Source organism: Pantoea sp. (genome assembly GCF_039594315.1).
GTDB lineage: Bacteria > Pseudomonadota > Gammaproteobacteria > Enterobacterales > Enterobacteriaceae > Pantoea.
In genome coordinates this window covers 61,196-83,881 of record NZ_JBCNNP010000008.1, presented here as the reverse complement: position 1 = coordinate 83,881, position 22,686 = coordinate 61,196, and the positions used below count along the sequence as shown (strand labels likewise).

Here is a 22,686-nt window from a genome sequence, read left to right as displayed (position 1 = left end):
TTAATAGAATGTTGATATTGAAGGGTTTTAAGTCGATTTTAAAAGCGGCCAAACCTGAACCTTTAGGTTCAGCCACACTTAATTTGCTGCTTTTTGTTTCATCAGGCTGCGGGCTTTGCACTGCTGTTGTGCGCGGTTACGTCATCTAATAATGAAATATCGATATAACCGCTCAGTTCGCGTTGTTCAGCGCGCGGCAAATAAGGCAACTCACCTAATAGTGGCGCACCGAGCTTATCGCGTAAAACATCAATAATTTCAGCGTAGTGTGCCAACCCCGGGTTAATCCGGTTCGCCACCCAACCCGCAAGTGGCAAACCATCGCGCGCAATCGCATCGGCAGTCAGTAAAGCGTGGCTGATGCAACCTTCTTTAATGCCCACCACCAATACCACCGGTAATTGTTCTTGCTGCACCCAATTTGAGAAAGGCTGTAGGTCATTCATTAGACTGCGCCAGCCACCGGTGCCTTCCACTACAACGTGCTCTGCGCGCTGCTGCAACTCATTAAGACCCTGACGCAATACCGCATAATCAATGCGCTGAGATGAGCTGGTGCTGATTTCATCCTCTTCCAGAGTAATAGGATTAACCGCGGAATATGACAAAGAGAGACCTGAAGCCTGTTGTAATAACAGTGCATCTTTATTGCGTAAGCCTTCAGGTGTGCGTTGCGCGCTTTTCGCCACAGGTTTGTAGCCTGCGGCGCATAAACCCGCCTTTGCAAAGCACTGTAACAGTGCGCGGGATACCACGGTTTTACCCACCGCGGTGTCGGTACCGGTGACAAAAAGCGTATTCACCATTCTCCTCCTTCATTAAAGCGATGTGTAACGTGCGAAGGAGGAGTTTAAGGAAATGTGGTCGGAAGCAGATTGCGTTAGCGCAAACTTAAGGTGGGCTGTCATTATCCCTGCAACAGTTTTACCAATAAATGACCGCTATACAGCGAATCTTTGATCAAGGCGGCGCCACCAAAAGTGCCAGGATCGCTGAAAGCCGTTGGTGCTAGCTGGATTTCATTGCTGTATGCCGGTAATGCCTGTTGGCGAATGGTACTGCTCACCGCAGGAAATAGCACATCGGCGGCTTGGTTGAGTGGTGAACCGATAAGAATTTGTTGTGGATTGAAGATGTTTACCATCATCGCCAGCATCCGCCCGACATGATGTCCGACGCCAGCAATCACATCGCGCGCCAGGCGATCGCCCTGCTGCGCGGCTGCGCATAGACTTGCAACGCTAAGCGGTGCCTGATGCAGCATACTTTCTGGTTGCGTCAATAAGCGTTGCGCGGTGAGTTTAAGCAAACTTCCGGTACTGGCGACGGTTTCCAAACAACCATTATTGCCGCAATAGCACTGCTGGCCATACGGATCGATCTGCGTATGACCAATTTCCACTAAAGTACGCCCGCTTTTGTGCAGCAACTGACCGCCACTGATCACGCCTGCACCGACCGTTTCATCAATCACAATTTGAATCACATTTTGCGCGCCCTGCGAGGCACCAAACAACGCTTCAGCTAGCGTCCAGGCAGAAATATCGTGCTGCACAAACACCGGCAACCCGGTGCGTTCCGCCAATGTTTCGCCCAGCGGCATATCCTGCACCTCATAACCTGGCATACGGTGCACCACGCCTGACGCAGCGTTGATTAATCCCGGCAAGGTAATGGCAATCGCGGTTAATCGCTCAAGCATACTTTGATGACGAATGAAGAAGTCGTTCACCATCTGAAGCAAAACGGGCAGCAGGGGTTGTTCAGCGCTGACCTGCAATGGCAAGCGATCTTCTTGCAGCGCGCGGCTGCTGAGATCACGCAGTGTCAGCGTAATGAAACCAGGTTGAATGCGAACAGCGAGATAGTGCCAGGCAAAAGTGTCGAGGGTCAAACCAATCGCCGGACGTCCGCGACTGCCCGGTTCCTGAAATTCGGTTTCCTGCACCAGATGTGCATCGAGCATTTCACGCACGATTTTGGTAATGCTGGCGGGAGCTAATTGAGCGCGCTTTGACAGCTCAATACGCGAAATCGGGCCATAAAGGTCAATCAGTCGGTAAACCACACCTGCGTTGGTCTGTTTTATCTGGTCAATATGGCCAGGTTGACTGTACAGATTCACGCCCTGCTCCCATTATTTTCGCGCTTCTAAATAAACAGCAGCTATGGTGATGCAGATTGGCAGGCAGCGTCAAATATTTGATTAGAAATGTGATTTGTCGCACATAAAGTTTATGCCCTTTAGCCTGAGTTGGTTTAATTCTCCGCATTGTGCAGCATCAACGCCATCATATTGGCCATTTGCGCGGTCGGTTCGCGTGTCGCCGACCAGACCAACCAAACTTCAGAAATCGCATCACTTTCCTGCAACGGGATCCACACCACATCGGCCAAACGCGCACGACGAAAAGACGCCGGCAGAATCGATACGCCTAGCCCGGTAGCGACTAAACCGAGAATGGTCATCGCCTCGCCCACTTCCTGAGTAATAAACGGTTTGATTTGATAACGGTGCAGCAGCGCCAGAATTTCACTGTATAACGCCGTGCCGCCTTGCGGATCAAAAAACACAAAGGGTTCATTGGCTAATGCCTGAATCGAAATCGTCTCGGCATCAGCCAATGGATGCGCCCAATGCACCACCGCGCACAACGTTTCACGCAGCAAGACGCGATGTTGTAAATCACTCGGTAACGGAGTGTTACGCATCACGCCCAGATCCAGCCGATCTTCATGCAGCGGAGCGAGTTGTTGTCGGGTGTTGTTCTCCTGCATCTGGATGTGCACTTCTGGCCAACGTTGACGGAACTGGTAGAGCGCATCAGAAACCAGGCCCGTAAAAGGTGCCGATGAGGTGAAGCCGATGCGTAATTCCCCTTCCTGACCGCTTTGAACACGCGCAGCACGACGAGTCGCCTGCTCAACCTGCAATAAAATGGCGCGCGCATCATTAAGGAAAAGTTGTCCGGCCGCTGTGAGCTGTACGCTGCGATTGGTGCGCGTGAAAAGTTGCGCCCCAATCTCCTGCTCCAATTGTTGAATTTGCTGACTGAGCGGTGGCTGAGAAATATTCAATCGTTGTGCTGCGCGACCAAAGTGCAACTCTTCGGCGACAGCGATGAAATAGCGCAGATGGCGCAATTCAATACTCATACTTTAAACGTCTCAATTGAGATTATTAATATATTGTACAACCTAATGTCACTTTCCTACAGTAACGCCATATTGCCTAAACCGAGGATGTTCCGTGAGTCGCTCTTCCCAGGCGGTGATACTCGATGAAGACGAGTTAGCCGTTAAGCCTGATTCAGTAGTCACCCCTTCAGAATGGATTGAACGCGGGTCGCCGCAATTTATGCGCGTGACGTTGGCGTTGTTCTCCGCCGGTCTGGCTACGTTCGCATTGCTCTATTGCGTCCAACCGATATTGCCAGTGCTGTCGCAACAGTTTGGTGTATCACCTGCCGAAAGCAGTATTTCATTGTCGCTCTCCACCGGCTTAATGGCGCTGGGATTACTGTTTACGGGTCCTTTATCCGATGCGATTGGTCGCAAATCGGTGATGGTCACCGCGTTGTTGCTGGCCGCCGTTTGCACTCTGATTTCCGCCACCATGTCTAGCTGGCAAGGCATTTTGCTGATGCGCGCGCTGATTGGGTTATCGCTAAGCGGTGTCGCTGCGGTTGGCATGACTTATCTGAGTGAAGAGATTCATCCGCGCGTCATCGCATTTTCGATGGGTTTATATATCAGCGGTAACTCGATTGGCGGTATGAGTGGACGACTGCTGACCGGCGTGCTGACCGATTTCTTCTCATGGCGCATTGCTGTGGGTGTGATTGGCTGCTTTGCGCTTGCGGGCGCACTGATGTTTTGGAAGATCTTACCGGCTTCACGTCATTTCCGCCCCGCTTCACTTCGCCCGCGCAGCCTGCTGATCAACTTCCGTTTGCATTGGCGAGATAAAGGGTTGCCGTTATTGTTCGCCGAAGGTTTCCTGTTAATGGGGGCTTTCGTCACGCTGTTTAACTACATCGGTTATCGACTGTTGAGCTCGCCTTGGTCACTGAGCCAGGCGGTAGTTGGCTTGCTTTCCGTGGTGTATCTCACCGGTTCGTGGAGCTCACCCAAGGCAGGAGCAATGACCAGCCGTTTTGGGCGTGGTCCGGTGATGATTGCTGCCACGGCCATCATGTTGGCGGGTTTATTATTGACGGCGTTTAATTCGTTGTGGTTGATCTTGCCGGGCATGATGCTGTTTACCGCCGGTTTCTTTGCCGCGCACTCGGTGGCAAGCGGCTGGATTGGTCCACGTGCGCGACGCGCCAAAGGCCAGGCATCATCATTGTATTTGTTCAGTTATTACGTGGGTTCAAGCGTGGCCGGAACCTTAGGTGGCGTGTTCTGGCACAGTTATGGCTGGATGGGCGTCACCCTTTTCATCAGTGCGCTATTGTTAATCGCTTTGCTGGTCGGCTGGCGTTTACAGTGCCGAAAACTGTAATACTGTTCATCTTTTCTACGGGGCAAATGCGCCCCGTTCTGCACTCAACTCCCCGCTATTCCGCATTGTCACAGTCCCAGATAAAACAAACCGGTGATTCATCGCTATAATCATTTCATTCCAACAATAGTTAGACTTTTATTATTTCACAGCAATGAGGACGTTAGATGGGACTCTATTATTACGTCGATAAGCACGCCGGCTATAACGACAATCATGTAGTTCACGCAACTGGCTGCCCGTTCCTTCCGCCCGATGAGGCAAGGCGTTTTCTCGGTACTTTCTATACGCCGAGCGCGGCCATTCAGCAGGCACGCAAATACTATGCTAGCGCGATGGGCTGTGAGCACTGCTGTCCGGTCGGGGTAAAAAAAAACATGACCACTCAGAATAGCGTGGCACTAAAACACATGGTGACACTCTGATAATGCTGGCATAACAATAGTTAGCCGGTTAAGTAATTTTGTTAAGCAATACTGAGGCGTTACATCATTACCCTAAAATTCGGCTTAATAATGACTGGACCTTGAGGCTAGATGCATATTGCGGGTCCAGTCGCTCATACTGGCATCGGATAAAAGCAAGAAACGATAATAACCTCAGGCTATTAACAACGACTTTTGAGATAAAAAATATTCAGTAATAAAAGTCTGCCAAACGGTTTCCCTCAGCTCATTAATGCTCCACAATAGCGGCAATTTGTGACAAGCATCACTTAAATGGGGTGCAGTTTTGGCCCTTACACTCGCCGTCTGACTGATTTGAACTCCATGCAAACAACCGTCTCCCGTAAAACAGCCTGGCTACGTGTCGTACTGCTGGCTATTGCTGCTTTTGTATTTAACACCACGGAATTCGTTCCAGTTGGCCTGCTGTCGGATATTGCCGCCAGCTATGCGATGAAGACCGCCGATGTCGGCATCATGCTGACTATTTACGCGTGGGTAGTGGCGTTATTGTCGCTGCCGCTGATGTTGCTAACGCGTAACGTCGAGCGCCGCTTGCTGCTTTCGATACTGTTTGTCCTGTTTATCGCCAGCCACGTGCTCTCTTCTTTTGCATGGGATTTCACCTCATTGGTGGTTTCGCGTATCGGCATTGCGCTGGCGCACGCGGTGTTCTGGTCAATTACCGCGTCATTGGCGATTCGCGTCGCACCCGCCGGTAAAAAAACTCAGGCATTGAGTATGCTGGCAACCGGAACCGCACTGGCGATGGTACTGGGTGTGCCGATTGGGCGCATCGTCGGTCAATATCTCGGTTGGCGCACCACGTTTGGCATGATTGGTTTGTCAGCGTTAGTGCTGTTGGTACTGTTGATGCGCGTGCTGCCGCGTCTGCCAAGCGAACATACCGGCTCACTGAGCAGCGTACCGATGCTGTTCCGCCGTCCAGCACTGGTGGCGATGTACATTTTGGTCACCGTGGTGGTTACCGCGCATTACACTGCGTACAGCTACATTGAACCGTTCATGCAAGTAGTGGCGAATGCCGACGATAACTTCACCACCTTGCTGCTGCTGCTGTTTGGATCGGCTGGCATTATCGGTAGCGTATTGTTTAGTACGCTCGGCAACAAATTCCCTTCGGCGATGCTGATCGCGGCGATTGCCATGATCACTCTTAGCATGGGATTGCTGGTGTTTGCCGCCGTTCGCCCTGCTGCCATTACTATGCTATGCATCGTATGGGGCATGGCAATGATGATGATTGGTTTGGCTATGCAGGTGCGCGTATTAGCTTTGGCACCCGATGCAACTGACGTTGCGATGTCACTGTTCTCAGGTATCTACAACATTGGTATTGGCGCAGGCGCGTTGCTGGGTAATCAGGTTAGTTTGCATATGCAGATGTCGGATGTTGGTAACGTAGGCGGCATTATCGGTTTGGTCGCACTGTTCTGGTGTATTGCGATTTTCCGGCGCTATCCTCAGCTTCGTTCCAACGGATAATAAAAAAAGCTCCAGAAGGTCATACTTCTGGAGCTTTTTAGTTTCAGGTTCATTTTCTTGCACTGCTATCAGCAACCGCCATCAATGGCGGCCCCGCAGAGTGTCCAATCAGTTATAAATGACTGCTGTGCCATTTAGCTTGTTGTTGCCAGAGGTCGAAGTGATGCGGAAGGACTTTGCTCCGGCAGCATTGGCCTTTTCCGATAGCTGATTCTCCAACGATGTCAGGTTGGTGCTACCTGAAGCACTGATCACCCCTACTTGTTGTTGATTCAGTGGCGCTTCGTTGACCAGATCAGCAGCCATGCTACCGAATGCGATTGAGGACAGTGCTACAGCGGCTAATGTCAGTTTGATGCTTTTCATAATCGTCTCACTTATACAGATGAATTTGGGGTCGGTCGCGATTTAGTTAACAACCGTTAATTAAATGCTAGCGCCGAATCGGCATGCGCGTCAATCATTTTATTAATGGTCGTTATTTTAATATGAAGGGGCGTGATTATGGGCTTGTAGCCCTTTTTTGACTTATCCATTCGGGTGCTTGCATCGCGCAAAAGCACAAACGGGCAAAGGCCAAACCTGCTCTGCCCGTCTGCACTTGCATATTTATTTAATGATCGGTAATTTAATTGGGTGTTTTTAAGCATTGAGGTGTTCATGACAGCCATTACCGAAACCGCAAACCGCAAAACTCGTGGTCGTCCAAGAGTATTTGATCGTGATGATGCTTTAGATAAGGCATTGATGCTGTTCTGGGCGCATGGTTACGAAGGGACTTCACTGTCGGATTTGGTTAGTGCGACCGGTGCCAAAGCGCCAACGCTGTATGCTGAGTTTGAAAACAAAGAAGGTTTGTTCCGTGCGGCAATGCAACGCTATATCGAGACATTCAGCGCACAGCGAAATGCCGTATTAAATGATGATGGAATGGATGTAAAGGCGGCAATTGAAGCCTATTTTCGCGCTACGGCTGCGTGCTTTACCGAATGCGATAAACCAGCCGGCTGCTTTTTCATCTGTACGTCCAGCGCGTTGTCTTCCGAGTCTCAGGAAGTGGCGCAGATGCTTTCCAGACAACATCATGCGCAAGAATCAGCTTTACAGGCGTTTTTGGACACGCGACAAGCCCGCGGTGAATTGCCTGCATGTGCCAATTCAGCCACGTTAGCCCGCTATTTAGCGTGCATGCTGCAAGGTATGTCGGTGCGCGCACGTGAAGGTGCAAATCGCGAGGAGCTGGATCAGATTGTAGATACTCAAATGGCGATTTGGCCAGCGTTGGCGGGATATTGCGAACTAAGTGCGGCATAGAAGCATTGGCAAAGTAGTAACGTCTCAGTGCGCATAGATTCACACTGAGACGTTTTAGATTTAAGGCTGGAAAAACATCGGTTTTAACTCTGCGCTAATCGGGCTGTTATCCGGATTTGATGGCATCAAATCCTTCATTGATGCCCACCACCGTTGACACACTTCTGTTTTCGCCACCGCTTCCCAGCGCGCTTCCGATTCAATTTCCACACTGGCGAACAGCAGATTGCGTTCTGCATCCAGCCAAATGGCGTAATTGTGCGCGCCATGCGCTTTCAGTGTTTCAGCCAGTTCCGGCCATATCGGCGAATGGCGACGCAGATATTCGTCATGACAATGAGCATGTACCTGCATCACGAAAGCTTTACGCAACATCGCTGCGCTCCGCCTGCAAAGCAGCCTGCCAGGGCTTGACGTTGAAACGCTCGCCCAACGCGACTAATTGCTCCGTAGTAATGCTTTGACGGATGCCACCCATCGACAGCGCTTTCACTACCACTTCTGATGATTTCTCTGCGGTGTCGATTAACCCAAATGTTTCATCGAGGTTTGGACCTGCACCAAAGATGCCGTGGAACGGCCACATCACAATGCTGTGATTTGCCATCGCATCCGCGGTTGCCTGACCAATTCCATCGGTACCGGGCACCATCCACGGCAGAATGCCGACGCCATCCGGGAATACCACCAAACATTCGGTGCTACCTTCCCACAATAAGCGTGTGAAGCGTGCTGAATCCAAATTCACCACGTAGCTTAGCGCCATAAAGTTTGTTGCGTGGCAATGCATGATGACGCGATCAACACCGTTGGAGACTTGCTTGCGCACGCTGTGCGACTGGAAGTGTGCTGCCAATTCGGAAGTTGGCAGGCCGCCATTACTTAATCCCCAATGGATTTTGTAGGACAGCCCTTTGTCATCAACCTGCAATAGCGCTAAGCAATCTGCGGGATCAAGCTGGACGTTACGGAAAAACTTACCGGAGCCCGTCACCAGGAACCAATCATTAGCCAGCGCCGGTGCTGGTTGGGTCAACTCAATGCAACGGGGTTCTGCATAAAAATCGCTGCTGTAATCTTTAACTTCTTCCGGTAATAAACGCAGGCTGACGTTGCCGCCGTTGCGCTCATCCCAACCTTTCAACCACATATCGCTGGTGGCTTTGACCATTCCCCGAACAAAAGAGGAAGAGAGAATATTTTGCATGTTTTGTCCCTTAACGTTGACGCAGTGTTTGTTGTTCATAATGACGGACCTCGCTCAGCCAGCTGGCGTCAGCCGGGACATCGTGGCGCAAACACCATGCTTCCCACACCGCTTGCCATGGCAAGGATTTTTGTTCTTCCAGCATCGCCAGACGCCCGGTGTAATCCCCTGCTGTTTCCAGCTTGCGCAATTGGTCGGTGGGTTCCAGCAATGCGCGCAGCAGCGCCTTCTTGGCATTACGCGTACCAATCACCCATGCAGCAATGCGGTTAATTGATGCGTCAAAGAAGTCGAGGCCGATATGAACTTTGTCGAACAGTTTATGACGTGCAATTTCTGTGGCGATGGCTTGGGTTTCGTCATCGAGAATCACCACGTGATCGCTGTCCCAACGCACCGGACGACTGACATGCAGCAGCAAACGCGGCACATACAGCATCGCAGTGGAGATCTTGTCGGAAATGACTTCTGTTGGATGGAAGTGACCAGCATCCAGTGTCAAAGCGGTTTGGCGGCTGCTGGCGTAGCCAAGGCAAAATTCATTGGAGCCCACGGTGTAGCTTTCAGCACCAATACCAAACAGTTTGCTCTCTACTGCATCAATGTGATGTGCGGGATTCAGTTTTTCGCTGATCACTTCATCGAGCGCGCTGGCCAAGCGTTGACGCGGTGCGAGGCGATCTACGGTGAGGTCTTTCATGCCATCCGGCACCCAAATATTCATCACGGAAGCTGTACCGAGTTGTTCGCCAAAATAGGCAGAAATGCGGCGGCTGGCTTTGCAGTGATCGATCCAGAACTGGCGAATGCCTTTGTCAGCATGGGAAAGCGTAAAGCCATCCGCGCTCAGTGGGTGCGAGAAACAGCTTGGGTTGAAGTCGAGGCCCAGCTTTTGGCTTTTGGCCCATTCCACCCAATTACTAAAGTGTTTAGGCTCAATCGCATCACGATCTACCGGTTTATCGCTCTCCAGATAGATTGCGTGAAGATTAAGGCGCTTGGCGCCGGGAATCAGCGACATCGCTTTTTCAACATCGGCACGCAGTTCATCAGCATTGCGCGCGCGCCCTGGATAGTTGCCGGTGGCTTGAATTCCGCCGGTTAATTCACCGTTCGGGTTCTCAAAACCGCGCACATCGTCGCCTTGCCAGCAGTGCATTGATACTGGAATGCCATCCAGTTGCGCCATCACCTGTTCCACATCTACGCCAATTGCCGCGTAGCGTTGTTTAGCCAGTTCAAAGGCCTGTTCAATCAGCTTAGTCATATGCAAGTTCCTTAGCAGGTTGGCACAGCGCAACAAAGCGAGCCTGATTGGCTGCAAAAGCGCTGTTGTTCAGCGGTTCAAATTTTTCGAGTGGGAAATTTTGGCTAATGCAGCGGCGCAGGTCGCTGACATCACGCAGTTCGCCCATGGCAATTAATTGGCATCCGACATTGCCCAGCGTTGACGCTTCAATCGGCCCGGCTAATACCGGCAGTTGGCACGCATCCGCACAGAGTTGGTTCAGTAGCGGGTTTTGGCTACCGCCGCCGACCACGTGGAGTTGGCGCAGCGGTGCTGAACGCAATTCACCCAACTCAACCATCACCTGCCGATATAGCATTGCCAGGCTGTCAAAAATGGTGCGAGCCAGTGCAGCAGGCGTTTGGGGCACCGGCATATTTTGCTCAGCGCAGGCATTTTGAATCTCCTGCACCATGCTGTTTGGATTAATGAATCGATTGTGATTGGGGTAAATCAGTGCCCGACAGGCAGGTTCTTGTGCGGCATCTGCAATCAAGCGACAGAGGTCGGCAATGTTCAGCTCGCTGCACACGCGTTGTAACAGCCATAAACCCATAATGTTTTTCAGCACGCGATAGCCTTCCGCGCCACCTTCATTGGTGATGTTGGCGTTCAGGGCGGAGCTACTCACGCAAGGCTGTAAGCTCTCAATGCCGATCAATGACCAGGTTCCGGAGCTAAGATACGCCGCATCGTCTTGCATTAATGGCGTTGCCAGTACCGCGCTGGCGGTATCATGTGTTGCGACGGCTACCACCGGGATTTGATGGCCACGTGGGCTGGTCCAGTAACCGACGGTGTTACCCGGTGCGCTGGTTTTTCCAAACCACTTGGCAGGAATACCCGCCCAAGCCAGCAAATCAGCATCCCAATCACCGCTGTGAATATTGAGCAATTGCGTCGTGGTTGCGTTGGTGTATTCCCAGTTCATCTGCCCGGTTAAACGAAAGTGCAGATAGTCCGGAATCATCAGTGCATGCTGCACTTGCTGCTGCCAGTCGGGTTGTTGCTGATGCAACGCCCGCAGTTGATACAGCGTGTTAATAGAAAGAAACTGGATGCCGGTGCGTTGATAAATCGCTTCTTTACCCAGATCATGGATGGCCTGCTCCATCACGCCTTCGGTACGTTTGTCGCGATAGCTCACCGCTTCACCGACACGCTCACCGTTGGCATCCAAAAGCACCAGATCAACGCCCCAGGTATCGATACCGATGCTGTCTGGCACAATCCCTTCGTCATCTAATTGGGCCAAACCCAGGCGAATTTCTTGCTCTAACCGCTCGAGGTCCCAGCAATCATAGTCAGCACGCCTTACGCGCTGATTGGTGAAGCGGCGAACTTCGCGCAGGCTGATCTGCTGCCCTGCTGAATTCCACTGTGCGAGCATCACGCGCCCGCTGGATGCGCCTAAATCAATGGCAACAATGTTACGCATACTCATGGCGTTTTCTTCCTGTAATGTGATGACAACAGATTAGAAATCTCTGCGTTTTGCCACCTTCCCCTTACTGCCAGTGCGTAATAGTCACTGGCAGACTGACAAAGATGTTCGTGAGAAAGCTCACATAACCACGCAAAGAGAGAGTTGTGAGCCTTGCCGCATTTCCATCATTCACTGCTGAGATCTTGAAAAATTAGCCATTTTCCTGCGCCACCCAGTTCAAAATTCAAGGTAAGGTGCAATTCGCCTGCGTAGACTCGGCTGCGGTTGAGTTAATTAAGAGGCGAATCATGACCGTTTTACATAGCGCAGATTTCTTCCCGGAAGGGAATTACGCCATCGCCATTGAACCGCGCGTGCCGCAGCAGGCATTTCCGGAACACCATCATGATTTCCATGAAATTGTGCTGGTTGAGCAAGGTTCTGGCATTCATGTATTTAACGGACAGCCACAGGCATTATCAGCGGGCTGCGTGTGTTTCATCCGCGATCATGATCGTCATCTCTATGAGCAAACAGAAAATTTATGCCTGACCAATGTGCTGTATCGTAGTCCGGCAGCGTTTCGTTTCTTATCTGGCTTGCAGGCGCTGTTGCCGAGCGAAAATGATGATGAATATGCGTCACACTGGCGCATTAATCACAAAGTGATGGCACAAGCACTGCATATCGTGACGCAGATGAAGCAGCAAGATAGCTGGTCGCTGGAGCGCCATGCTCATCAGGAGCAGCTGTTTCTGCAACTGTTGGTGCTGCTGCGCGAGGCGGCTCACAACGACCAATCGCAGGATCAGGAAGCCCGTTTACATCGGTTGCTTGACTGGTTGAATGAGCACTACAGTGAAGATATCGCGTGGGATGTGTTGGCCGACCGGTTCTCTTTGTCGCTGCGGACGCTGCATCGTCAGATGAAGCAGCAAACCGGCAATACGCCGCAGCGTTATCTCAATCGTCTTCGCCTGTTACAGGCGCGGCATTTACTGCGTCATAGTGATATGCGCATTACGGACATTGCCTATCAGTGTGGATTTGGTGACAGCAATCACTTCTCCACCCTGTTCCGGCGCGAATTTGGTTGCGCCCCGAGATCGGAGCGCCAGCAGATGCTATAACGGGAGCGTTTCCACATGTCGCTGATATTGACGCGCGAAGACTATTTTCCAGCCACCAATCTGCCGATTGCCGTGGCTGAGCGCATGCCGCAACCTTCCTTTCCGCCACATCGTCATGAATTCAGTGAAATCGTTATCGTCTGGCGCGGCAATGGTCTACACGTTTTAAACGACCGCCCGTGGTTGATTACCTGTGGCGACGTTTTTTACATCAACGACCATGACTGCCACAGTTATGACAGCGTCAACGACTTAGCGCTGGATAACATTCTTTACTGCCGCGATCGTTTCCAACTGGGGTTGGATTGGCATCAGTTAATTCCTCCGCAGGAAGAACACTTACCGGCCTGCTGGCGATTGACGACACGCGGCATGGCATTGGCACGTGGCGTGATCAGTCAGTTAGAGCGGGAAAGCCGTAAAAGTGATTCACTGTCGATTCAACTGTCAGAAGCGTTATTTTTACAATTAGCATTGATTCTGCGGCGTCACGGCTACGCTGCCGATCGTCCTTGGGCATTGCCCGAAGGCGAACAACTTGATCTGCTGATGTCGGCTTTGCAAGGTGCGATCAGTCGCCCCTTCGATTTGGCCGCATTCTGCGAACAAAACCAGCTAAGTGAACGTGCCTTAAAACAACTCTTTCGCCAGCAAACTGGGATGACAGTCGGGCACTATTTGCGTCAGTTGCAATTGTGTCAGGCGAAGTATTTGTTAAGAACGCAGGATTGTTTAATCAGTGAAGTGGCTGCACGTTGCGGTTTTGATGACAGTAACTACTTTTCTGTGGTGTTTACCCGTGAAACCGGTTTGACGCCAAGTGCGTGGCGGCAGCGTTTTCTGCCGCAGCGTCTGGTTGTAACGGAAAAGGCAAAAGCCTGACGCACATTCTGCGTCAGGCTTTAGATCAGGCTGCCATCCCTAATCCAACGATGTTGGCTGCAATGATAATCACCACGCAACCCAGCGACAACACACGAACTGGACGCTGACCCACGGACTTCCACTCTTTCAGTACCAATCCCACCAAGCCGCCGCACAACACATACAAGCTCATGTGCAGCATCCAGCTGACGAAGTCATACTGGGCAGGGATTTTGGCGTGGCCCCAAGCGTAGAAGAAGAATTGCAGATACCACATGGTTCCGCCTAACACGGCAAAGGCGATATTGGCGAGCAGCATTGGTTTGGCTACTGAGAAATCCCGACGTACAGAGATATCGGTTTTTACAGCTAAACGAATGAAGCAATAAGCCAGGTTGACCAGCGCGCCGCCGCCCATGATGACGACATAGCTTGGCAGTGCCACGTACAATGGATTGATTCCCAGATTGGCAGCGGCTTCGTGCATCGGTTTGGCCGCATCCATCGCAAATGACATCCCGGCAGAGAAGATGCCGCACAATACTGCTAGCACCAGCCCTTTTTTCAGATTGAACTCTTCCGCATTAATCCCCAACGCCCGCTCTTTCAACAGACCGGCGCGCGACACAATCCCGACACCAATCAACGCGACAAACACGCCAAGCAGCGTCATGCGGCCACCTGCTGAACTAAACAATTCGACAAAGCGTCCTTGCAGCAATGGCGTCATCAAGGTTCCTACCACCAAGGTGATGCCAATGGCGATACCAATCCCCATCGACATGCCCAAATAGCGCATGGTTAAACCGTAATTGATGTTACCGATGCCCCACATGGCACCAAACAGAAATACCGGTAACAGCTGAGAGAAGCTAAAGCTGCCGTAATAAGCCCAGAAGTTTGGCAGCAGCACCGCACTGACCGTCCATGGCAGAATCAGCCAGGACATGATGCCGCCTACCGACCACATTGTTTCCCAAGACCACTTTTTGACCTGCTTAAATGGAGCATAAAAACAGGCGGCGCTGGCGGCACCCACCAGATGCCAGAAAATACCTGCAATGATGGCACTGTTCATTGTTATTCCTTCGTAAGGTTGAGGCCAACAGGAAACCGACAGTTTCCCGATTACCCGCAGTCTACGGTGGGGAGCTTTTCGTCAGCCTTTGAGTGACTGCCGGAAAATGGAGGTTGCTGGCAAAATTCGGTGGGTTGTCAACATAAGGATCACAAAATCGCATTTGCAGGTAATAAACGCACTAAGTTGGATAAGTAACTTATTATTCAGCACATTTCCGGAATATGTTGTGTCGATCAGCACAGTTTTTGCTTTGCTGCCAACTCTCCGCTTAACATGGCAGTCACACAAAGCCGCGCGCCAGGCTTTCCCCAATGGCAATTAATCCGTATAACGTTGGGAAAATCATCGGGACGAAGGATTGAGATGAATACCAAGAGATTGAGGCTGTTGCTGTCGCAATCGGTCAGTCGTGTGATGCTGGATGATATCCGCGCGATCGTGCCTGCGCAGGCGTTAAACGTGTTTATTAATGGATTAGATGAAGCCCATTACGCCACGTTGGATTGTGTGCAAAGCGAAGAGAACTGCGCGCTGCTGGCATCGGTGATTGTGGTGTGGCGTCAGTTAGGCCATGTGCACAGCATTCATTATCAGAAAGGTGAACATCTGCGTCAGGTTGACGACGCCACGCAATTCCAGTTGTTCAGTATGATGAAAACCCATCGCGCGATCGTTCAGCTCGCTTAACTTGCGGAATTATTATGAAAATCGGACTGCTGTTCCCCATTGCCATCATTATCGCTGGCGTTAGTTTCCTCGCGTGGTTTATCGCCAGCGGCGCGGCGATGCCGGGTTCTTGACAATTATTTAACCTTCCTGTTTCTGATACTAACCCGCTGAAAGCGCGGCATTTCGCCAGGAATGCTGCGTTGGTCGTGCTTTTCTTCCCATCCTTGCCATCCCTCGAACGTCATTGGCAGTGACAAAAAGGTGCTACACCTTGATCTGTTTCACTCTCCATTTCACACAAATTTAACGAAACCGATCACGGAGACCCTGCACATGACAACACACCATCAACATTATATTAATGGCGCGTTTGTTGCCGATCAGAACGACAAATGGATAGAAGTGATCAATCCGGCAACTGAAGCGCTGCTATCACGCGTGCCTGAAGGACGTAAGCAAGACGCTGCTCAGGCGATTGCTGCTGCGGAAGTGGCGCAGCCAGGCTGGGAAGCCTTACCTGCGGTTGAACGTGGCACCTGGCTGCGCAAGATCGCCGCCGGGATTCGCCAACGCGAGCCGGAGTTGACCGCGACCATCGTTGCTGAAGGCGGTAAAACCCAAGGTTTAGCGCAAACCGAAGTGTTATTCACCGCCGATTATCTCGAGTACATGGCGGAATGGGCACGCCGTTACGATGGCGAAATCATTAATAGCGACCGCCCTAACGAGAACATCTTCGTCTTTAAGAAAGCCATTGGCGTCACCACGGGTATTTTGCCGTGGAACTTCCCGTTTTTCCTGATTGCGCGTAAAGCCGCGCCAGCGTTGGTCACCGGCAATACTATCGTGATCAAACCCAGCGAACTAACCCCGAACAACGCGGCGATTTTCGCGCAAATCATTCATGACATCGGCCTGCCAAAAGGCGTAATTAACTTTGTTTACGGTTACGGTCCAGAGATTGGTCAGGAGTTGGCGGGCAACCCGAAAGTGGGATTAGTCAGCTTAACCGGCAGCGTCAACGCCGGTATCGCCACCATGGAAGCGGCGGCGAAAAATGTCACCAAAGTGTCGCTGGAGCTAGGCGGAAAAGCGCCAGCCATTGTGATGGATGACGCCGACCTCGATCTGGCAGTAAAAGCCATCGTCAGTTCACGTGTTATCAACACTGGGCAAGTGTGTAACTGTGCTGAGCGCGTTTATGTGCAGGAAGGCATTTACGATCGTTTTATCGGCGCACTGACCACGGCGATGCAGCAAGTGAAGTTAGGTAACCCTGCTGAGCACAACGATATTGATATGGGGCCGTTGATCACTGCCGCGGCACTGGAACGCGTCGAGAAGAAAGTGGCGCAAGCGGTGTCCGATGGCGGCAAAGTGGTGTTAGGTGGCAAACGTGTCGGCAACAAAGGCTTCTATTTTGAACCGACCATTATCACCGGCGTACGCCAGGATATGGAAATCATGCGCGAGGAAATTTTCGGCCCTGTGCTCCCGGTAATGACTTTCAAAACGTTGGATGACGCGGTCACGCTAGCGAATGACTGTGAATACGGGCTGACGTCGTCGATTTATACCCAGAATCTGAATACCGCGATGATCGCTCTGCGTAAGCTGAAATTTGGCGAGACTTACATCAACCGCGAAAACTTCGAGGCGATGCAAGGTTTCCATGCCGGTTGGCGCAAATCGGGAATTGGTGGTGCTGATGGGCGTCACGGTTTAGAAGAGTTCCTGCAAACACACGTGGCGTATTTGCAGTTTTCATAACTAAGTAGACAGGTCGCCTTACCGGCGACCTGTCACTTTTAAGCCAAGCGTTTTTGACTGCGTAATAACGCCAAACCACTCAGCACTGACATTGCCATCAAATAATAGCCGGGAGCTAAACTGGTACCGGTCGCGCTAATCAGCAAGGTACAAATCAACGGTGCGAAGCCACCAAATACCGTGACCGCCACGTTATAGCTGATCGCCATGCCGCTAGCACGCGTGCCAATTGGGAACAGATCGGCCATCACTGAAGGCACCGTCGAGAAGTAGATCGACTTAAGCAGCGCCATCCAGCACACCAGCAAAATCAGCGTGGTTGGTGTGGTGTGCTCGACCACCAGCTTAAAGGCTGGATAAATAGTAACGATTAGCAGAATCAATGAGCCCCACATCAACGGCACACGCCCTACGCGCTCCGCCCACAGGCCCATAATCGGCGTCACCACGGTCAAAATTACGCCCGCCAGCAAGGTTGCGGTAAACGCCACGCTACCGGACAAATGGAGATTTTTGGTGGCGTAGGTTGGCACGTAATTCAGCATGTAGTTGACCGCCGTAGAGATCACCATCAGGCCAATCGCTAACAACATCAGCTCTTTCTGGCGACCAAACAGGCTTTTCAGCGGTGCCGCTTCTGGTTTGTGTTCGGCAAAGCTGGCCGGTTCGTGTACATGGCGACGGATATAAATACCCAACGGACCAATCAGCAGACCGAAAGCGAACGGAATGCGCCATCCCCAATCCTGAATCTGGCTTTCCGTGAGGATTTGCGTCAATCCCAAGCCAAAGGCGGAAGCCATCAAGGTGCTCGCGCCCTGCGTAGCAAACTGCCAACTGGCGATAAATGCTTTACGCTCCGGGAAATGTTCCACCAGAAAAGCCGTCGAACTGCCAAATTCGCCGCCCGCCGAAAAGCCCTGTACCAAACGCGCCAGCAGAATCAGCAGCGGTGCCGCTAAACCGATACTGCTGTAGCTCGGCATAAAGGTGATCACCGCGCCGCCGAGCATCATCAGGTTGATTGACAGCAGCAACGCCTTTTTACGTCCATGGCGATCGGCATAGTTACCCAGCACAATCGCACCTAACGGACGAATCAGGAACGATACGCCAAAGCTACCAAAGGTGAGCAGCATGGAAACGGACGGATCGCTGGTCGGGAAAAAGGCATGCGCGATATAGCTAGCAAAAAAGCCGTAAACCGCGATATCAAACCACTCCAGCGCGTTACCGATGCAAGTCGCGAACAGGGTTTTATGCAGATTAGGTTTCACCGTGCTGATCGGCATTGAGGTATTCAAGGTGCTCATTGATCACCTCCAACATGTGCTCGATGCTGCGCGACCAATTCCGCGCCCTGCTCGCCCAAATCCCACAGCAAGCGGGTCATGATCTGCAAGCCCTCACGCGCAATCGATTTAAGCATGTGTTCGTTGACGCCATGCTGACCACAAGCCGGATAAGAGTGTGGCACCCATAAGGTTGGTAAACCGAGAATGTCGGAGAACACTTCATTTGGCAGCGAACCACCAAGGTTGGGCAACAGCGCCGGTTTCTTGCCGCTGGTTTCCGCCATGCTGTTTAACACCCAATCCACCAGTGGATCGGTAGGATCGAGGCGTGTCGCCGGTGATCCACGCATAAACTCCACCTCGACATAGCCGAAACCGTGCTGTTGCAGATGCGCGCTGACGTGTTGAGCCAAATTTTCCCAATCGGTACCGACCACGAAACGTAATTGGCACACCGCCGTCGCGCTGCCCGGAATGGCATTCATGGGACGCGCCGGATTGCCGCTCAGGAATGACAACACTTCCAGCGTGTTCCAGCCATACACGCGTTCCGTCGGCGTTAAGCCTGGCTCGCCCCAATTCGCATCAATCGCAGGATCGCCCGGCATGCCGCCAACCTCGATATCGCTGAGAATGTCGCGCACTTGCTGCGTAAGAGAGTTAGGTTTCAGCGCCTCAACTTGCAACACGCCTTGCGCATTGACCAGCGCGGCAATGGCATTGGCTAATTGCGTGCCGGGATTGGTGAGCAATCCGCCCCAGTTGCCCGAATGATAGGCGTTATCGCGGGCGTTGACGGTTAAACGGAAGTTGACCGCACCGCGCGAACCGAGGAACAGCGTGGGGCGAACCGCATTCAAACGTGGGCCGTCGGAAGCAATAAACACATCGGCTTGCAGCAGCTCAGCATGCTGTTGACACAATTGCGCCAAACCAGGCGAACTGATCTCTTCGCCCATTTCGAACAGCATCTTGCAGTTGAAACCTAAACGGCCTCCACGTGCGCTAAACACCTGCTCAAGCGCCGCCAGATTGACACAATGCTGTCCTTTATTATCGGCGCTGCCACGGGCATACCAACGATCGCCCTCTTCAACCAGCGACCACGGCGATAAACCGTCACGCCAGTTTTCATCATCGCCAAACACCACGTCACCATGACCGTAACTCAGTAAAGTTGGCAGCGACGGATCTTCGATGCGTATCGCCACGAGGAACGGTCGATTGGCGGCTTCTGGATTATCGATAAAATGCAGAGTGAAGCCCAACGCAATCAGCTGCGGGCCGATTTCGTCCTGCAAATAACGCTGCAATTCTGTGTCACGATCCTGCCGCTGGCTTTCGGTACGTTGTGCCACGCGACGTGCCAAAATACGCTGAAATTCCCCGCTATCAAAATAAGCGGTGGCCTGTTGAACCGCCTGTTGTGCTGTCATGTTTGCCCTGTCTTTTATTGTTTTAGATCAATTCATCTTTGCGGAAACAATGCTTTGCCACAATTATCAATTTATCGAGTAAGCTTTGCTTTTAAAGCAAATCAAAGCTGCCCAGTTTCGAGGCATGCACCAGCTTGAGGCATCGCTATGTTGAGCAGTGAAATCCGCTATTTTCTCGCCGTCGCCAATACTGGTTCGCTCAGCGCCGCTAGCGAACAGTTGTTTGTGGCGGTTTCCGCCATCAGTCGCCAGATTCAACGGTTAGAGCAACAGGTTGGTGTGCCGTTGTTTGAGCGTCACGCACGCGGCATGGTGCTGAATGAAGCCGGCGAAATCTTCGCGCAGCACGTGCGCAAGAATTTGCTGGATATGGAGTATGCGTTAGCGGAGATCAAAGGATTAAAAGCGGTGCGCCGCACCCAAATTCGGGTGGCCTGCACCGATGGTTTGGCATTCACTTTACTGCCACGCTTGATTGCTGATTTCCGTAACGACAATCCCGGCGTGTTGTTCGATGTGAAAGTCACCAGCACACAAGGCGTGGCCGAATCCTTGCGCAATGGCGAGTGTGATGTGGCGTTGCAGTTTAGCCTGCACGCCGAACGTGGTGTCGATGTGATCGGATCCTGGCCTGCGCCGGTGTTGATTGTGATGCATCAATCACATCCGTTGGCGAGCGCCGAACAGGTTACGCTCGCCGATCTTGGCCATTATCCGTTGGCCTTGCCGCAGCAAAATACCACGGTGCGCCAACTGTTTGAGCTGGCCAGCCATATGAGCGGCAGCCTGGTGGAACCGGTGATGACCTGCGATACCTTCTCGATGTTGTTCCACTTCTTACTGCGCACGCCGTTGGCGGTGACGATTTGCAGCGCGTTTACCGTGTTACAAGAGGCCGAAACACACGGTTTGATTTTGCGTTCCGTGGGAATTGATCAACTCAGTCAGCGCACCTTGCAGTTGCAGACGCAATCAGGGCGGCCTCGCAGCGCCGCCCTGAATGTGTTTCTCGATTTTCTGTTACAGCGGCTCAATGCCATGGAGCCGGCGATTGTTTGAGGTCAGTTAGTTTTTGATATCCACCGGATAGAAGATGTGTTTACCAAACGGATCGACTTGGTAACCGCTCACTGATTTGCGTACCGGCTCGAAAATCGTCGAGTGCGCAATCATCACCGCCGGCATTTGGTCATGCATGATTTGCTGCGCTTGCAGATACAACGCCACGCGCTTGTCATGATTCTGCTCGGCGCGCGCTTCGGTAATGATCTTCTCAAACGGCTGATAGCACCACTTCGACGAGTTAGAACCGCCATTCGCCGATGTGCAGCTGTAGAGTGGACCAAAGAAGTTATCCGGATCGCCGGTTGCCGTGGTCCAGCCCATCAAGGCTGCCTGATGCTCACCGTCTTTGACGCGTTTCAGGTATTCGCCCCACTCGTAGCTGACGATATTGGCTTTAATCCCCACCTTGGCCCAATCGGCCTGAATCATTTCGGCCATGCGGCGCGCATTCGGGTTATACGGACGTTGTACTGGCATCGCCCACAGCGCAATTTCCGTGCCCGGCTTAATCCCGGCTTCCTGTAACAACGCTTTGGCTTTGGTCGGATCGTAGTCGTAATCTTTCAGGTCTTTATCGGCGCTCCACACATCAGGCGGCAGGATGTTTTTCGCCACGCTGCCGGTGCCTTTAAAGATGGCATCAAGGATCGCCTGCTTGTTAATCGCCATCGCCAGCGCCTGGCGTACTTTAACGTTATCCAAAGGCGCTTTGGTGGTGTTGAACGACAGGAAGCCGGTATTCAGACCCGACTTTTGTTCAAGGGTGAGATCGGGATTGCTGCGCATTTTCTCCAGATCGGCCGGATTGGGGAACGGCATAATCTGACACTCATTTTTCTCCAGCTTGGCGTATCGCACTGAGGCATCCGGCGTGATGGAGAACACGATGCGATCGAGTTTGGCTTTGCCCTGCCAATATTGCGGGAAGGCTTTATACAGAATGCGTGAATCTTTCTGGTACTGCACCAGCTCAAACGGGCCGGTGCCGATCGGCTGCATATCCACCTTCTCCGGCGTACCGGCTACTAACATTTGAGCGGCATATTCGGCCGAATGGATCGAGGCGAAGTACCACGCTAAATCGGCGAGGAACGGTGCTTCGGCATGTGCCAACGTAATGCGCACCGTATTATCATTAACCTTCTCGATGTTTTTGATCAGCTTGGCAAGCTCAAGGCTTTCAAAGTTAGCGTAGTTGCCGCCCGAAACATTGTGGTAGGGATTTTTCGGGTCCATCTGGCGCATAAACGAGAAGATCACGTCATCGGCATTCAGATCGCGCGATGGCGTAAACTGCTTGTTGCTTTGAAACTTCACCCCTTTGCGCAGATGGAAGGTGTACACCGTGCCATCCGGGCTGATATCCCAGCTTTCGGCGAGACTCGGCACCAGTTCGGTGGTGCCTGGCGTGAAATCCACCAGCCGATTGAAAATCGGTACCGCGCTGGCATCGACGCTGGTTCCAGAGGTGTAAAGTTGCGGGTTGAAATTCTCTGGTGAACCTTCAGAACAGTAAACCAGCGTCTTAGCCGATACGCCGCCCGCCATCGCTAATGCCAGTGCGCTGAGGGTAAGTTTTGCTATCACTTTTTTCATCATGATCCTCGCTTTTTATTGACTTCCATGAGCCAGCTTCGTTATGTAATGTTCATCTGATTAATAAGTAACATGATTTAGCGCGT

At 52.0% G+C, this 22,686-nt stretch carries 22 protein-coding genes; 10 read left to right on the top strand and 12 right to left on the bottom strand.

The features are described 5' to 3' along the window. Window positions 1-101: 101 nt before the first annotated feature. The 3 genes from bioD to ABDW13_RS08020 form a co-directional block, all read right to left on the bottom strand. A complete protein-coding gene (gene bioD / locus ABDW13_RS08030) occupies window positions 102-806 on the bottom strand; it encodes a dethiobiotin synthase (protein ID WP_343551980.1) in 705 nt (234 codons plus the stop codon). Window positions 807-907: 101 nt separating this feature from the next. Continuing rightward, window positions 908-2,125, bottom strand: a complete 1,218-nt coding sequence (locus ABDW13_RS08025) for an ROK family protein (RefSeq protein WP_343551979.1) — start codon at window positions 2,123-2,125, stop codon at window positions 908-910. Between the two features lie 134 nt (window positions 2,126-2,259). Beyond that, on the bottom strand, window positions 2,260-3,156 hold the full coding sequence (locus tag ABDW13_RS08020; RefSeq protein ID WP_343551978.1) for a LysR substrate-binding domain-containing protein: 897 nt from the start codon (window positions 3,154-3,156) through the stop codon (window positions 2,260-2,262). A gap of 94 nt (window positions 3,157-3,250) precedes the next feature. Here ABDW13_RS08020 and ABDW13_RS08015 point away from each other — a divergent pair, with 94 nt between their 5' ends. The 3 genes from ABDW13_RS08015 (at window position 3,251) to ABDW13_RS08005 (ending at window position 6,459) form a co-directional block, all read left to right on the top strand. Further along, window positions 3,251-4,507, top strand: a complete 1,257-nt coding sequence (locus tag ABDW13_RS08015; RefSeq protein ID WP_343551977.1) for an MFS transporter — start codon at window positions 3,251-3,253, stop codon at window positions 4,505-4,507. Window positions 4,508-4,674: 167 nt separating this feature from the next. Then, window positions 4,675-4,932, top strand: coding sequence for a hypothetical protein (locus ABDW13_RS08010; RefSeq protein ID WP_343551976.1), 258 nt, complete (start codon window positions 4,675-4,677; stop codon window positions 4,930-4,932). A gap of 345 nt (window positions 4,933-5,277) precedes the next feature. Next, complete coding sequence (locus tag ABDW13_RS08005; protein ID WP_343551975.1) at window positions 5,278-6,459, top strand: sugar transporter; 1,182 nt, start codon at window positions 5,278-5,280, stop codon at window positions 6,457-6,459. A gap of 108 nt (window positions 6,460-6,567) precedes the next feature. Here ABDW13_RS08005 and ABDW13_RS08000 read toward each other — a convergent pair whose 3' ends face one another. Continuing rightward, window positions 6,568-6,825: a YdgH/BhsA/McbA-like domain containing protein gene (locus tag ABDW13_RS08000; RefSeq protein ID WP_343551974.1), complete on the bottom strand. Its 258-nt coding sequence runs from the start codon at window positions 6,823-6,825 to the stop codon at window positions 6,568-6,570. A 294-nt stretch (window positions 6,826-7,119) separates the two neighbouring features. Between ABDW13_RS08000 and ABDW13_RS07995 the strand changes: the two genes are divergently transcribed. Next, the gene (locus ABDW13_RS07995) at window positions 7,120-7,773 is read left to right on the top strand and encodes a TetR/AcrR family transcriptional regulator (RefSeq protein ID WP_343552050.1); all 654 of its coding nucleotides are present in this window, start codon (window positions 7,120-7,122) and stop codon (window positions 7,771-7,773) included. Window positions 7,774-7,833: 60 nt separating this feature from the next. Here the strand turns inward: ABDW13_RS07995 and rhaM are convergent, their stop codons facing one another. Genes rhaM through rhaB form a run of 4 tightly spaced genes read right to left on the bottom strand, consistent with a single transcriptional unit; the run spans window position 7,834 to window position 11,712 of the window. After that, the gene (gene rhaM / locus ABDW13_RS07990; protein ID WP_343551973.1) at window positions 7,834-8,148 is read right to left on the bottom strand and encodes an L-rhamnose mutarotase; all 315 of its coding nucleotides are present in this window, start codon (window positions 8,146-8,148) and stop codon (window positions 7,834-7,836) included. Continuing rightward, the gene (rhaD, locus tag ABDW13_RS07985) at window positions 8,138-8,980 is read right to left on the bottom strand and encodes a rhamnulose-1-phosphate aldolase (RefSeq protein ID WP_343551971.1); all 843 of its coding nucleotides are present in this window, start codon (window positions 8,978-8,980) and stop codon (window positions 8,138-8,140) included. The genes rhaM and rhaD overlap by 11 nt, the downstream gene beginning before the upstream one ends. A 10-nt stretch (window positions 8,981-8,990) precedes the next feature. After that, on the bottom strand, window positions 8,991-10,247 hold the full coding sequence (locus ABDW13_RS07980) for an L-rhamnose isomerase (protein ID WP_343551970.1): 1,257 nt from the start codon (window positions 10,245-10,247) through the stop codon (window positions 8,991-8,993). Continuing rightward, window positions 10,240-11,712 carry a rhamnulokinase gene (rhaB, locus tag ABDW13_RS07975; protein ID WP_343551969.1) on the bottom strand — a complete coding sequence of 491 codons (1,473 nt, stop codon included), beginning with the start codon at window positions 11,710-11,712 and terminating at the stop codon, window positions 10,240-10,242. Before rhaB ends, ABDW13_RS07980 begins: the two co-directional genes overlap by 8 nt. 290 nt (window positions 11,713-12,002) lie before the next feature. On the opposite strand from rhaB, the gene rhaS reads away from it, so the two are divergent. Together rhaS and rhaR are read left to right on the top strand one after the other, a co-directional pair. Continuing rightward, a complete protein-coding gene (gene rhaS / locus ABDW13_RS07970) occupies window positions 12,003-12,824 on the top strand; it encodes an HTH-type transcriptional activator RhaS (protein WP_343551967.1) in 822 nt (273 codons plus the stop codon). Between the two features lie 15 nt (window positions 12,825-12,839). Beyond that, complete coding sequence (gene rhaR / locus ABDW13_RS07965; RefSeq protein ID WP_343551965.1) at window positions 12,840-13,706, top strand: HTH-type transcriptional activator RhaR; 867 nt, start codon at window positions 12,840-12,842, stop codon at window positions 13,704-13,706. Window positions 13,707-13,731: 25 nt separating this feature from the next. Here the strand turns inward: rhaR and rhaT are convergent, their stop codons facing one another. After that, complete coding sequence (rhaT, locus tag ABDW13_RS07960; RefSeq protein WP_343551964.1) at window positions 13,732-14,766, bottom strand: L-rhamnose/proton symporter RhaT; 1,035 nt, start codon at window positions 14,764-14,766, stop codon at window positions 13,732-13,734. 366 nt (window positions 14,767-15,132) lie between these two features. Here rhaT and ABDW13_RS07955 point away from each other — a divergent pair, with 366 nt between their 5' ends. The 3 genes from ABDW13_RS07955 (at window position 15,133) to aldA (ending at window position 17,208) form a co-directional block, all read left to right on the top strand. Next, window positions 15,133-15,456 (top strand): hypothetical protein, encoded by a 324-nt coding sequence (locus ABDW13_RS07955; RefSeq protein WP_343551963.1) that lies wholly within the window; start codon window positions 15,133-15,135, stop codon window positions 15,454-15,456. Between the two features lie 14 nt (window positions 15,457-15,470). Further along, window positions 15,471-15,569 (top strand): YoaK family small membrane protein, encoded by a 99-nt coding sequence (locus tag ABDW13_RS07950; RefSeq protein WP_008108862.1) that lies wholly within the window; start codon window positions 15,471-15,473, stop codon window positions 15,567-15,569. A gap of 202 nt (window positions 15,570-15,771) precedes the next feature. Next, on the top strand, window positions 15,772-17,208 hold the full coding sequence (gene aldA / locus ABDW13_RS07945) for an aldehyde dehydrogenase (RefSeq protein WP_343551962.1): 1,437 nt from the start codon (window positions 15,772-15,774) through the stop codon (window positions 17,206-17,208). A gap of 38 nt (window positions 17,209-17,246) precedes the next feature. Here aldA and ABDW13_RS07940 read toward each other — a convergent pair whose 3' ends face one another. Further along, entirely contained in the window at window positions 17,247-18,521 is a 1,275-nt protein-coding gene (locus ABDW13_RS07940) for an MFS transporter (protein ID WP_343551961.1), read from the bottom strand. Beyond that, a complete protein-coding gene (locus tag ABDW13_RS07935) occupies window positions 18,518-19,939 on the bottom strand; it encodes a M20 family metallopeptidase (protein ID WP_343551960.1) in 1,422 nt (473 codons plus the stop codon). Before ABDW13_RS07935 ends, ABDW13_RS07940 begins: the two co-directional genes overlap by 4 nt. Before the next feature lie 147 nt (window positions 19,940-20,086). On the opposite strand from ABDW13_RS07935, the gene ABDW13_RS07930 reads away from it, so the two are divergent. Further along, complete coding sequence (locus ABDW13_RS07930) at window positions 20,087-20,998, top strand: LysR family transcriptional regulator (protein WP_343551959.1); 912 nt, start codon at window positions 20,087-20,089, stop codon at window positions 20,996-20,998. 6 nt (window positions 20,999-21,004) lie between these two features. Here the strand turns inward: ABDW13_RS07930 and ABDW13_RS07925 are convergent, their stop codons facing one another. Next, complete coding sequence (locus ABDW13_RS07925; RefSeq protein WP_343551958.1) at window positions 21,005-22,600, bottom strand: ABC transporter substrate-binding protein; 1,596 nt, start codon at window positions 22,598-22,600, stop codon at window positions 21,005-21,007. Window positions 22,601-22,686 lie beyond the last annotated feature (86 nt).